The following is a 12,164-nucleotide window of genomic DNA, read 5'->3' as shown; positions in this document are numbered from 1 at the left end:
TTCCTCACCACGTGGACGGGTACAGCTGCGCCTCGGCCGTGGAGGGGGCTACTCGGTACTTCTCGAGCACCTGGGACATGAGAGTTCGGAACGCCGGAGCCGCTCCGCTGGACCACTTGTTGGTCTGCGGCTTCGTGAACGTCACCGTGACAACATACTGGGGGTCCTCGGCGGGTGCCATTCCGGCCACCGACGTGATGCGCTGACCGCCGTAGCCCTTCGAGCCCTCGGCGACCTCGGCCGTACCGGTCTTCGCGGCCACGTTGTAGCCCGAGATCGGCTTCATGCCGACGAGCGTGCCGCCCGTGACGACGCTCTGCAGCATCTTGACGGTCTGGTTCGCGGCCGCGGGCGAGACGACTTGCTGGCCCTGCACGTCGGGCGCGTCGATGGTCTTGCCGTCGGCCGTCTGGCAGCCCTTGACCATGTGCAGCGGGATCCGGACCCCGTTGTTCGCGAGCGTCTGGAACACGCTCGCCACCTGGACCGCGGTCGTCGAGATGCCCTGGCCGAACATCGAGTTGATGTTCGTCTGGCTGCTCCAGTCCGGGCTCGCGCCGTACTGCATGGACGGCTGGCCCGGGTACTGGATGGCCGACTCGGGCTCGAACAGCCCGAACTTCTTCATGTACTCGTAGCGCTGCTGCTGCGACAGGCGCTCACCGAGCTCGGTGATGCCGACGTTCGACGAGTTCTGCAGGATGCCGGTGAGCGTCAGGTTCTCGGTGGGGTGGAACTCCGAGTCCTGGATCTTGCCGCCCCACGGGAACGAACGCGAGTAGGGGACGACCGCACGGTCGGTCGGGCTCGACTTGCCCTCGTTGATGAGCGCCGCGGCGATCGCGGCCTTGATGGTCGATCCCGGTTCGTACGTGGCGGTCAGCGCGCGGGAGCCGTACGCCCCCGTGTCCTTCGTCGCGTCGACGTCGTTCGGGTCCACCGTCGGGTAGTCGGCGACGGCGAGCAGCTCGCCGGTCTTCACGCTCGTGACGGTCGCGGTCGCCGACTCGGCCTGCAGGTCCTTGGCGGCGGACGCGATCGTCTGCTGGGCCATGTACTGCAGGTCACTGTCGATCGTGGTCTGCAGCGTGCCGCCGTCCTTGGCCTGCGTCTTCGTCACGGTGCTGCCGGGCAGCTGGACGCCGTCCTCACCGCGCTCGTAGGTCTCGGAGCCGTTGCGCCCCGCGAGGCACGCGTTGTAGGAGTACTCGAGCCCGGCCTGGGCGCCGTCGGTCCCCATGAACCCGGTCAGGGCACCGGCCGTCGCGCCGGTCGGGTAGATGCGGGCCGACTGCTGCTCCGGGTAGACCCAGGGCACCTCGAGCTCGCGCACCGCCTCGTACCGCTTCACGTCGAGGCCCTTGACCAGGTAGGCGAAGTCGGACCGCGGGTCGGCCGCGACGTTCTTCTGCATGGTCGCGACGTCGCCGCCGGACGCCTTCGCGATCGCGCGCAGGGCCTCGTCGACCGTGACGTCCTTGACGCGGGTGCCGCCGAGGGTCCCCCGGAAGTCCTTGACGAGCCGCGGCGCGGTCGTGATGTTGTAGCGGTTCACGCTGTCGGCCAGCTCGACGCCGTTGCGGTCGACGATCTCGCCACGCGTGCCGTAGATGGTCACCGGGATGCTGCGCTTGGCCTTCGACTGCTCGTTGAGGTCGGCGGCCTGGACCACCTGGATGTCGACCAGCCGGATCACGAAGACCGCCACGAGGGCGATGACGGCGATCATCACGACGCTGTAGCGCAGTCGTCGGCTGCGGATCGTCTTGGTCACGCGGTGCGGTCCTTCCCGTGTGGTGCGTCAGGGTGCCCGGGGTCCACGTCACGGCGTGTCCCGGGCCGCAGGTCACCGCGTCGAGGGCGCCTGGAGCTGGTTCGGGTCGGACTCTACGTCGGGCGCGGACGATGCCCCGCCCGACGCGCTGGCGCCTGCGGTCTTCCCAGCGGCACCGCTCGTGGCGCCGGGGCCGGAGGCGGTCCCGGCGGCGGAGCCCGTGGTGCCCGTCGACGCGGTGTCGGTCGGCGCCGGTGCGGCGTCGCCGTTCTCCTTGCTCGTGGCGGTGTCGCCCTTGCCCGCGGCGAGCGGCACCGGGTCGAGCAGTGCGTTCGGCACCTGGTTCGCCGTGCTCGCGGTCGCCTCGTCGGGGGCGGCCGGGGTCGGCGTCCCGTAGACCTGCCCGGTCTTCGGGTCGAGGTACACCGGCGTGGAGTTCGCGATCATCCCGAGGGCCTGCGCGTTGCGGGCGAGGTTCTGCGGCGAGTCGAGCACCCGGAGGTCCTCGGACAGCGACTGCTGCGTCCGCGAGAGCTTCGTCTGCTCGGCGCCGAGCGAGGACAACGTGTAGGCGCCCTGGCTGAGCACCATGCTGATGCCGAGCTGCGCGAGCAGCAGGATGCCGAGCGACGCCACCGCGACCACGGCGTACGCGATGCGCGGCCGTGCCCGGCGCTGGGCCTTCGTGGGCGCGACCTCGACCAGTTCCGGCCGGTCGTGGCGGGACGGGCGCGGGGCACGCGACGGGGCGACGACAGGGTCGACGAGTGCGAGGTTCGTGCTCATGTCACTTCCGGATCCGCTCGGCCGCACGCAGGCGCACGGGGATGGCACGGGGGTTGGCGGCGCGTTCGGCCTCGTCGGCCAGTTCCGCGCCCTTGACGACCAGGGAGAAGGTGGGGGCGTGCTCGGGGAGCTCGACCGGCAGGTCGGCCGGCGCGCTCGAGGTGGTGCGGGCGACGAGCGCTCGCTTCACCAGGCGGTCCTCGAGCGACTGGTACGACTCGACGACGATCCGACCACCGACCGCGATCGTGTCGAGCGCCGCCGGGATCGCCCGCTCGAGCACGGCCAGTTCGGCGTTCACCTCGATGCGGAGCGCCTGGAAGACGCGCTTGGCCGGGTGTCCCTGGCGCTGCACGGCCACCGGGGTGGCGTCGTGCAGGACTTGGACGAGGTCACCGGACATCTCGAACGGCCGCTCGGCTCGACGGGCGACGATCGCCTTGGCGTACCGCCCGGCGAGCTTCTCCTCGCCGTAGCGCTGGAAGATGCGGCGCAGCTCGCCCTCGTCGTAGGTCGCCAGGACGTCGGCGGCGGTCTGCCCCTCGGTCCGGTCCATGCGCATGTCGAGCGGTGCGTCCTGGCTGTAGGCGAAGCCGCGCTCCGCCCGGTCGAGCTGGAGCGACGAGACGCCGAGGTCGAACAGCACGCCGTCGACCTCGCGGAACCCCTCGCCCTCGACCGCGTCGACGATGCCGTCGTAGACCGTGTGCACGAGGCGCACGCGGTCGCCGAAGCGGGCGAGCCGCTCCCCCGCGATGCCGAGGGCGTCGGTGTCGCGGTCGAGCCCGATCAGGGTCAGCTCCGGGAAGCGCTCGAGGAGCGCCTCGGAGTGTCCGCCCATGCCGAGCGTGGCGTCGACGACGACCTTGCCCGGCCCCTCGAGGGTCGGTGTGAACAGGTCGACGATGCGCTGCAGCATCACCGGCGTGTGCGGGAACTTCGGCTGGTCTTCGACCATGTGCAGCCCCTCGGCCTCCTGGGCCACGCACCCGGATCCCCATCCATGCGACCTGACACCGGGGAAGGTGTGTCAGGGCACCACGGCTGGGAGTCCCGATCCGCGGATCAGAAGATCCCCGGGATCACCTCCTCGTCGTTGTCGGCGAAGCCCTCTTCGACCTCTGCGTAGTAGGCCTCCCACGCGGGGGTCGACCAGATCTCGGCACGGTCACCGCTGCCGATGACCGTGAGGTCCCGCTCGAGCCCCGCGTACTCGCGGAGGTTCTGCGGGATCGTGACGCGGTTCTGCTTGTCCGGGGTCTCCGCGCTCGCTCCGGAGAGGAACAGGCGCATGTAGTCCCGGGTGCGCTTCGACGTCATCGGTGCGGTGCGGATCCGTTCGTGCAGCTGCTCGAACGTGTCCGCGCTGTAGACGACGACGCAACGCTCCTGTCCACGGGTCATCACGAGCCCGCCGGACAGTTCGTCCCGGAACTTGGCGGGGAGGATCACGCGACCCTTCTCGTCGAGCTTCGGGGCATGGGTACCGAGCAACACGTCGGGGCCTCCCCTCCGCTCCACCGGACCGTCGTGTTCCCCACTTTACTCCACTTCGCTCCCCGCGGAACGGTCAGGGCTCCCCGATCTGCCCGGATCCCCCGTTCTGGGGGCCCCTGGAGCGCCCATGATGTCGGGACGGGCGGCACCGATCCGCGCAGACACGGCGATCGGGCGCGCGGTGGCGCGCGTGGAGGGAAGTGGAGGACTTCCACAGGTCGGTGGCGGTCGGAGGGCGCGCCGGACGGGAGGCGCGGGTCGGCCCCGCCCGCGCCTCCCGTCCGTCACCCCACCCCCGGGAACGACGAACGGGGCCGGTCCCGAAGGACCGGCCCCGTGGAGGCGTGTGGAGGAGCGGCTACTGCTGCCCGGGATCGTTGCGCTTGTCCCAGCGCTCGTTGAGCCGGTCCATGAAGGACCCGCCCGACGATGCGGGACGCGCGGGGCGACCCGGCGCGGAGGACCCGGCGCGGGGCGCCCCGGCACCGGTCTTCGGCATGCGCATGCCCGGACGCAGCGCGTAGAGCACGCCGGCGAGCATCACGACGAAGCCGGGCAGACCGAGCAACGGCTGCTTGAGGACGAGCGCGAGGACGAGGACGGCGATCCCGACGAGGGCACCGAGCACCCCGATGGTGATCGTCGTGTAGCTCGGACGGCCCTGGCGACGCGTGACGCGCGCCACGAAGTCGGAGTCGTTCTGGTAGAGGCTGCGCTCCATCTCCTCGAGGAGGCGCTGCTCTTGCTCCGAGAGTGGCATCTTGTTTCCCTCTGTTCCTGGGGATGCTGTCCTGGTGACCGCGGGTCGTGCTCGCACCGGTCGTGACGGGCACTGGTTGCTCCGGCTCGACCGAGGTCACGGCCCGTTCGTGCGGGTCGGTGGAGTCAGGTCGGCACCACCGCCGGAAGTGGACCGAGTCTACGTCTCAGCCGCTCCACTAGGGTAGGGACCGTGGCTGAGAGTACGCGATTAGTGGACCTCGTTTCGGCACGGGTGGAACGGGCCCTCGACGAGCAGCGTGAGCGGCTCCTCGCGATCAGCCCGGACCTCGCGCCGTTCGACCGGTACGCGCGGGACCTGCTGTCCGGCGGCAAGCGCTTCCGGGCGCTGTTCTGCTACTGGGGATGGCAGTCGGTCGCGGGCCGGTCGGGCTCGTTCGACCCCCTGGCCGAGGGGTCCCGGCAGACCACCGCCGAGGCGATCGTCACCGTCGCCGCCGCGCTCGAGGTCTTCCACGCCGCAGCTCTCGTGCACGACGACATCATGGACCGCTCCGACACCCGTCGCGGGCGCCCCGCGGCGCACCGCCGGTTCGAGTCACTGCACGCCGAGTCCGGCTGGGCCGGTGACCGTTCCCTCTACGGCACGAACTCCGCGCTCCTGCTCGGCGACCTGCTGCTCTCCCTGAGCGACGCGGTCTTCGACGAGGGCCTGGCCCTGCTCGACCCCGCCCGTGCCCGGATCGTGCGGCGAGAGTTCCACGCGATGCGGCTCGACGTTACCGCCGGTCAGTACCTCGACGTCCACGAGGAGACCGCCTGGCCGTCGATCGACGAGTCCGAGCACCTCGTCCGCGCCCAACGCGTCATCGTCTTCAAGTCGGCGAAGTACTCGATCGAGGCCCCGCTCGTGATCGGCGCCCTGGTCGCCGGTGCGTCCGAGGCCCAGCTCGAGGGCCTCCGCTCGTTCGGCCTCCCCCTCGGCGTCGCGTACCAGCTGCGGGACGACCTGCTCGGCGTCTTCGGTGACCCCGAGGTGACCGGCAAGCCCGCGGGCGACGACCTCCGCGAGGGCAAGCGCACCGTCCTCATCGCCTCGGCCCGCAAGGCGCTGTCCCCCGGCCCGCGGCAGCTCCTCGACGAGCTCCTCGGCGACCCGGAGCTCGACGAGGCGCAGGTGCAGATGCTCCGCGCGACGCTCACCGAGTCCGGCGCGGTCGCCGCGGTCGAGCGTTCGATCGAGCGGCACGTGCACCGCGCGAAGACCGCGCTCGAGGCGACCCCGCTCACGCCGTCCGCGCGCGACCAGCTCCTCGCGCTGGCCGACACGGTCAGCCGCCGGGTCGCCTAGCGACGCACGCGCAGCCCGGGACGCGACCCACCGACGGACGGGAGGCGCGTGGCGAGGTCGCCACGCGCCTCCCGTCCGTCTTCGGTCGGTCCGTCAGGGCAGCGACTGCCCGTCAGGGCAGCGACTGCCCGTCAGGGCAGCGACTGCCTGTCAGAGCAGCGACTGTCCCTCAGAGCAGCGACTGGGCGACGCGGCGCACCTCGGCCTTGCGGCCGGCGCGCAGCGCCGCGATCGGCGAGGTCCCCAGGGCGGGCTCCTCGGACAGCATCCAGCGCACGGCCTCGTCGTCGGTGAAGCCGTTGTCGCCGAGGACGACGAGCGTCCCGCGCAGCTCGGGCAGGGGCTCGCGGCCGTCCAGGAACTCGCTCGGGACCCGGAGGACACCACCGACCCGGGCGGCGAGCAGGGTCTTCTGCTCGAACAGGCGGTGGATGCGCCCCGGGCTGGTGCTCAGCATGTCCACCAGGTCGGGGACCGTCAGCCAGCGCTCGGAGAGGGTCGTGTCGTCGATCGGTGCAGCACTCACGGACCCATCGTGCCAGAGGAGACGCCCGGTGCCGTCGGTCTCGTTCGTCACACGAGTCACATGCACCCCACTCGACTCTCTGGTTGACTTGGGAATCACGCCATGCCAGCGTGGAGTCACCTGTGAGTGCTCGCACGCGCGAGGACGGCTCACCCCAGACAGGAGAAACCCGTGGACAACGCTGCAGACGAAGTCGCCCGGCGCGCACGATCCGCCCGGTTCGCCACCATGCCCATCGTCCTCGCGGGCACGATCGCGGTGACGGCCGGCCTCACCGGTCCGATCGCCCACGCCGAGCCCCGGCACGACGACGACTCCGCGAAGAAGCGGCAGGTCGACCAGGACCGCAACGTCGGGGACCGCCCGGTCTTCGGCACCGCGGTCGCGCGCCCCGGCCAGGCCACCGTCACCACGGTCGCGTCGGTGTCGGCGGCGCCGACCACGTACACGGTCCGCCAGGGCGACACCATCTCCGGCATCGCGTCCCGCTTCGGGCTGTCCGCGCAGGACGTCCTCGTGCGCAACGGCCTCGGCTGGAACACGATCATCCACCCGGGCCAGACCCTGCACCTGGCGTCGCAGCCCGCGGCCCCGGCAGCAGCGCCGGCCCGCCCGGCGTCCACCGCGACCGCGAGCGCCACGGGCAGCTACCACGTCAAGCAGGGCGACACGGTGTCCGCGATCGCCGCGCGCGTGGGGGTCTCCACCTCGGCGCTGCTCAGCGCGAACAACCTGTCGCAGCGCTCCACGATCTACCCCGGCCAGACCCTGACCGTCCCGGGCGCGTCCGCCCCGGCGCCGGTCTCGGCCACCCCGGCTCCGGCGGCGACCGCAGCACCGGCCGCCGCGAGCGCTCCGGCGCGGGCCGGCAGCGTCCAGATCCGGACCGGCGACACCATCGCCGCGATCGCCACGGCGAACGGGGTGTCGGTGAAGGCGCTCCTGTCGGCGAACGGCCTGACCTACACGAGCACGATCTACGCGGGCAAGACCCTCGTGCTCCCGGCGTCCACCGTGACGGCGTCCGCGCCGACGACCGTCGCCGTCGCCGGCCCCGTCCAGTCCAGCGTCAACGGGGTCGCGCTCTCCGCCGAGCAGCGCGCGAACGCGGCCACGATCGTCTCGGTCGGTCGGTCCATGGGGGTGCCGGAGCGCGGGATCGTCATCGCCCTCGCCGCCGCGCTCCAGGAGTCGAGCCTGCGCAACCTGCCGAACGGCGACCGCGACTCGGTCGGCCTCTTCCAGCAGCGTCCGAGCCAGGGCTGGGGCGACAAGGCCACGCTGCAGGACCCGGCTTCGGCCACGCGCCTCTTCTTCAAGGGCAACCCGGGCAAGACCCGCGGCCTGCTCGCGATCCCGAACTGGTCGGGCATGGCCCTGACCGACGCGGCGCAGGCCGTGCAGGTCTCCGCGTACCCGGGCGAGTACGCGAAGTGGGAGCAGACCGCGAAGTCGCTCCTGGCCACGCTCTGACCCCGACGTCCGTAGCGGACACGCGCAGCCGGTCGGTCGGCCGACCCGACTCATCCTCGAGATCGAGATCGGGTAACGACCGGTGCGTCAGCGCGGGCCCGACCAGGACGGCTTCGTAGAATGCCGCCGATGACCACCAACGCCACGGACCCCATGATCGGTCGCATGATCGACCAGCGGTACCGCGTGCGCTCGCGGATCGCCCGCGGCGGCATGGCCACGGTGTACCTCGCGACCGACGTCCGGCTCGAGCGCCGGGTCGCGATCAAGATCATGCACGGACACCTGGCCGACGACCAGGCGTTCCGGGAGCGCTTCATCCAGGAGGCCCGGTCGGCCGCCCGGCTCTCCCACCCGAACCTCGTCGGCGTCTACGACCAGGGTGCCGAGGACGACACCGCGTACATCGTCATGGAGTACATCCCGGGCATCACGCTCCGGGACCTCCTGCAGGAGCACCACGCGCTCACGCCCGAGCAGGCGACCGACATCCTCCGGGCCGTCCTCGCCGGTCTCGCCTCGGCGCACCGCGCCGGGATCGTGCACCGCGACCTCAAGCCCGAGAACGTCCTGCTCGCCGACGACGGGCGCATCAAGCTCGGCGACTTCGGGCTCGCCCGTGCGACGACCGCGAACACCGCGACCGGCGCGGCGCTCCTCGGCACCATCGCCTACCTCTCCCCCGAGCTCGTCACCCGCGGGTCCGCCGACTCGCGCAGCGACATCTACGCGCTCGGCATCATGCTCTACGAGATGCTCACCGGCGAGCAGCCCTACAAGGGCGACCAGCCGATGCAGATCGCCTACCAGCACGCCAACGACACCGTGCCGGCCCCGAGCGCGTCGACGCCCGGGATCCCGCCGGAGCTCGACGACCTCGTGGCCTGGTCGACGGCCCGCGACCCCGAGGACCGACCCCGCGACGCCCGCGAGATGCTCGACCACATGTCGGGCGTCCAGCAGCGCGCGACCGGGCAGTACCGCACGGCCGTGCTGCGCCCCGAGAACGCGACCGCGATCCTCCCGGCCGGTGCCGTCTCGCCGTCCTCGATCGGCTCCGCGCCGGACTCGGGCGACGCGACGAGCGTCATCCCCCGCGCCACCGCCGACGCCCCGTCCGCCCCGTCCGCCCCGGTCCGTCGCGGTGCTCCCGGCCCCCGCCGCACCGGCTCCCAGCCCGGCGCGCTCTCCCCCGCAGGACAGCGCCTCGCCGACAAGTCCGCCAAGCGTCGACGCCGCGGGTGGATCGTCCTCACGATCGTCGTCGTCCTCGCGGTCCTGGCCGGCGTCGTCGGCTGGGCGTTCGGCCCCGGCCCGTGGGGCAACGTCCGCATCCCCGAGGTCGCGGGCAAGTCCGTCTCCCAGGCCCGGCAGCTGCTCGAGGCGCAGGGCCTCCGGACCGCAGCGGCCACCGCGAGCCGGTTCGACGCGGTCGTCACGCGCGGCCAGGTCTCGACGACGAAGCCCGCAGCAGCACGCGAGGTCCGCAAGGGCACCTCGGTGCAGATCGTCGTCTCGGACGGCCCGCGGATGATCACCCTGCCGGCGATCGTCGGCCAACCGGTGTCCACCGTGACCGCGGCGCTCGACGACGACTTCCAGCTGCAGGACGACCGCTACGAGTTCGCGGCCGACGCGCCGAAGGACACCGTCATCGCCGCCACCGGGGTGGGGACCGACGGCCAGACCGTCGACCTCGCCCAGGTGCCCGAGTACGGGGAGCGCGGCCCGGTGACCCTCACGGTCTCGCTCGGCCCGGTGCCGGACGTCCGGGGCAAGACCGTCGCCGACGCGTCGACGACGCTCGAGAGCGTGGGACTGACCCTCGGCGAGCAGACCCAACGGTACGACGACTCGGTGCCGAAGGGGCAGGTGATCTCGGCCGAGGCCGAGGGCTCCCCCGTCGTGCAGGGCAGCGCGGTGAACGTCGTCGTCTCGCGCGGTCCGACCCCGATCACGCTGCCGAACGTCGCCGGAAAGACGATCGACGAGGCCACCGCCACGCTCGAGAACCTCGGGCTCGAGGTCTCGGTCCCGGAGTGCACCAACCTGCTCTGCCGCATCGGCGACTGGAAGTCGGTCCTGCCGGTGTCCTCCACCGACCCGGTGCAGGGCACGACCGTGCACCGCGGCGACACCATCACGCTCCGCTACGACCTCTAGCCACCGGCTCGCGCGGGGCGCGGCGTCGGGCGCCGCAGCGTGGCGCGGGTGCGCCGCCGTGCGGCGCGGGGTGCGCCGCCGTGCGGCGCGGGGTGCGCCGCCGTGCGGCGCGGGGTGCGCCGCCGTGCGGCGCGGGTGCGCCGCCGGGCGGCGCGGGTGCGCCGCACGGCGGCGCGGGTGCGCCGCACGGCGGCGCGGGTGCGCCGCACGGCGGCGCGGGTGCGACGGCGCGCCGCTCGACCGTGCTGCGAAGGCGACAGTCCTCGTCCGCCCGGCGCCGACGTGTCCGCGGAAGCGACAGATCACCGCGGACCATCCGCGGTGATCTGTCGCTTTCGCGAACAGGCGGGCGGGGTGGGCCTGGCGGGCGAGGTGGGGCGGGCGGGCCGACGGCCGACGCGTGGGGCGTGACCACGTGACGGACGGGAGGCGCGGTGCCGGCTGGCACCGCGCCTCCCGTCCGTCATCGGGTCGCGTCGGGACTACGCGCGCACGTACGGGTGCGCGCCGAGCTCCTCGGCCACGAGGAACGCGAGCTCGAGCGACTGCATGTGGTTCAGGCGCGGGTCGCACAGCGACTCGTAGCGGGTCGCCAGGGTCGCCTCGTCGATCTGCTCCGAGCCGCCGAGGCACTCGGTGACGTCGTCACCCGTGAGCTCGACGTGCATGCCTCCCGGGTACGTGCCCACCTGTCGGTGCGCCTCGAAGAAGCCGAGGACCTCGTCCACGACGTCGTCGAACCGGCGGGTCTTGTAGCCCGTCGGGGTGGTCAGACCGTTGCCGTGCATCGGGTCGGTGACCCAGAGCGGGTTGGCGTCCATGCCCTTGATCGCCTCGAGCAGCTTCGGGAGCTCGTCACGGATCTTGCCGGCGCCCATGCGGGTGATGAACGTCAGGCGCCCGGGCTCGCGCTCGGGGTCGAGCTTCTCGACGAGGGCCTGCATGTCGGCGACCGAGGTGGTGGGGCCGAGCTTCACGCCGATCGGGTTCCGGACACGGGACAGGAAGTCGACGTGTGCGCCGTCCAGGTCGCGCGTGCGCTCCCCGATCCAGATGAAGTGGCCGGAGGTGTCGTACGCCTGGCCGGAGCGGGAGTCGATCCGGGTCATCGGGCGCTCGTAGTCCATGAGCAGACCCTCGTGCGAGGCGTAGAACTCGGTGTGCTTGAGCGCCTCGAAGTCGGCACCGCAGGCGTCCATGAAGCGGATCGCGCGGTCGATCTCCTTCGCCAGGTGCTCGTACCGGGCGTTGGCCGGGTTCGACGCGAAGCCCTTGTTCCAGGAGTGCACCTGGCGCAGGTCGGCGAACCCGCCCTGCGTGAAGGCGCGGACGAGGTTCAGGGTCGACGCGGCGGTGTGGTACCCCTGCACGAGGCGGCGCGGGTCGGCGCGGCGGCTCTCCGGCGTGAAGTCGTAGCCGTTGACGATGTCGCCGCGGTAGGCGGGCAGCGTGACGTCGCCGCGGGTCTCGAAGTCGCTCGACCGGGGCTTGGCGAACTGTCCCGCCATCCGGCCCATCTTGATGACCGGCATCGAGGCGCCGTACGTCAGCACGACCGCCATCTGCAGGATCGTCTTCACGCGGTCGCGGATCGAGTCGGCGGTGGCACCGGCGAAGGTCTCGGCGCAGTCGCCGCCCTGGAGCAGGAACGCCCGGCCCTGGGCCGCGGCGGCGAGCCGGTCGCGCAGCTTGTCGACCTCGCCCGCGAAGACGAGCGGCGGGAGCGTGGCGATCTCGGCCGAGGCGGCCTCGGCCTCGGCGGCGTCCGGCCACGTCGGCTGCTGCTTGATCGGCAGGGTGCGCCAGTGGTCGAGGCCCTCGATGACGTCCGGATCGTGCAGGGCGACGGGGTCGAGCGTCTCGGGCAAGGCGGT

The 12,164-nt window shown here is 72.2% G+C and carries 10 protein-coding genes; 3 read left to right on the top strand and 7 right to left on the bottom strand.

The window, feature by feature from the left end; translation table 11 throughout:
* Positions 1–4 precede the first annotated feature (4 nt).
* The 5 genes from QOL16_RS06880 to QOL16_RS06860 all read right to left on the bottom strand — a co-directional run bounded on the left by QOL16_RS06880 (position 5) and on the right by QOL16_RS06860 (position 4,817).
* Positions 5–1,774, bottom strand: coding sequence for a penicillin-binding protein 2 (locus QOL16_RS06880; protein WP_083230083.1), 1,770 nt, complete (start codon positions 1,772–1,774; stop codon positions 5–7).
* Positions 1,775–1,846: 72 nt separating this feature from the next.
* Positions 1,847–2,560, bottom strand: a complete 714-nt coding sequence (locus tag QOL16_RS06875; RefSeq protein ID WP_071284918.1) for a hypothetical protein — start codon at positions 2,558–2,560, stop codon at positions 1,847–1,849.
* 1 nt (position 2,561) lies between these two features.
* Positions 2,562–3,518, bottom strand: coding sequence for a 16S rRNA (cytosine(1402)-N(4))-methyltransferase RsmH (gene rsmH / locus QOL16_RS06870; protein ID WP_071284932.1), 957 nt, complete (start codon positions 3,516–3,518; stop codon positions 2,562–2,564).
* A gap of 107 nt (positions 3,519–3,625) precedes the next feature.
* Positions 3,626–4,057, bottom strand: a complete 432-nt coding sequence (gene mraZ / locus QOL16_RS06865; RefSeq protein WP_065960850.1) for a division/cell wall cluster transcriptional repressor MraZ — start codon at positions 4,055–4,057, stop codon at positions 3,626–3,628.
* Positions 4,058–4,415: 358 nt separating this feature from the next.
* Positions 4,416–4,817: a DUF3040 domain-containing protein gene (locus QOL16_RS06860; RefSeq protein ID WP_071284919.1), complete on the bottom strand. Its 402-nt coding sequence runs from the start codon at positions 4,815–4,817 to the stop codon at positions 4,416–4,418.
* A 192-nt stretch (positions 4,818–5,009) separates the two neighbouring features.
* Here QOL16_RS06860 and QOL16_RS06855 point away from each other — a divergent pair, with 192 nt between their 5' ends.
* Entirely contained in the window at positions 5,010–6,128 is a 1,119-nt protein-coding gene (locus tag QOL16_RS06855) for a polyprenyl synthetase family protein (RefSeq protein WP_071247390.1), read from the top strand.
* A 169-nt stretch (positions 6,129–6,297) separates the two neighbouring features.
* On the opposite strand, the gene QOL16_RS06850 is transcribed toward QOL16_RS06855, so the two are convergent.
* Positions 6,298–6,654, bottom strand: a complete 357-nt coding sequence (locus QOL16_RS06850) for an Rv2175c family DNA-binding protein (RefSeq protein WP_253181572.1) — start codon at positions 6,652–6,654, stop codon at positions 6,298–6,300.
* Positions 6,655–6,825: 171 nt separating this feature from the next.
* Here QOL16_RS06850 and QOL16_RS06845 point away from each other — a divergent pair, with 171 nt between their 5' ends.
* Together QOL16_RS06845 and pknB are read left to right on the top strand one after the other, a co-directional pair.
* The gene (locus QOL16_RS06845; RefSeq protein ID WP_254780290.1) at positions 6,826–8,127 is read left to right on the top strand and encodes a LysM peptidoglycan-binding domain-containing protein; all 1,302 of its coding nucleotides are present in this window, start codon (positions 6,826–6,828) and stop codon (positions 8,125–8,127) included.
* Positions 8,128–8,256: 129 nt separating this feature from the next.
* On the top strand, positions 8,257–10,290 hold the full coding sequence (gene pknB, locus QOL16_RS06840) for a Stk1 family PASTA domain-containing Ser/Thr kinase (protein ID WP_071284920.1): 2,034 nt from the start codon (positions 8,257–8,259) through the stop codon (positions 10,288–10,290).
* 482 nt (positions 10,291–10,772) lie between these two features.
* Here the strand turns inward: pknB and QOL16_RS06835 are convergent, their stop codons facing one another.
* Positions 10,773–12,158: a class II 3-deoxy-7-phosphoheptulonate synthase gene (locus tag QOL16_RS06835; RefSeq protein WP_071285082.1), complete on the bottom strand. Its 1,386-nt coding sequence runs from the start codon at positions 12,156–12,158 to the stop codon at positions 10,773–10,775.
* Positions 12,159–12,164 lie beyond the last annotated feature (6 nt).

The organism is Curtobacterium sp. MCBA15_004 (genome assembly GCF_001865055.2).
GTDB lineage: Bacteria > Actinomycetota > Actinomycetes > Actinomycetales > Microbacteriaceae > Curtobacterium.
The sequence above is the reverse complement of the archived record's forward strand: the minus strand, read 5'-3'. Positions and strand labels throughout refer to the sequence as shown.

What these genes read in the sequence shown, in the direction of transcription:
- QOL16_RS06860 (WP_071284919.1), bottom strand. Translation starts at nt 4,817, where the DNA reads ATGCCACTCTCGGAGCAAGAGCAGCGCCTCCTCGAGGAGATGGAGCGC.
- QOL16_RS06875 (WP_071284918.1), bottom strand. Translation starts at nt 2,560, where the DNA reads ATGAGCACGAACCTCGCACTCGTCGACCCTGTCGTCGCCCCGTCGCGT.
- pknB (WP_071284920.1), top strand. Translation starts at nt 8,257, where the DNA reads ATGACCACCAACGCCACGGACCCCATGATCGGTCGCATGATCGACCAG.
- rsmH (WP_071284932.1), bottom strand. Translation starts at nt 3,518, where the DNA reads ATGGTCGAAGACCAGCCGAAGTTCCCGCACACGCCGGTGATGCTGCAG.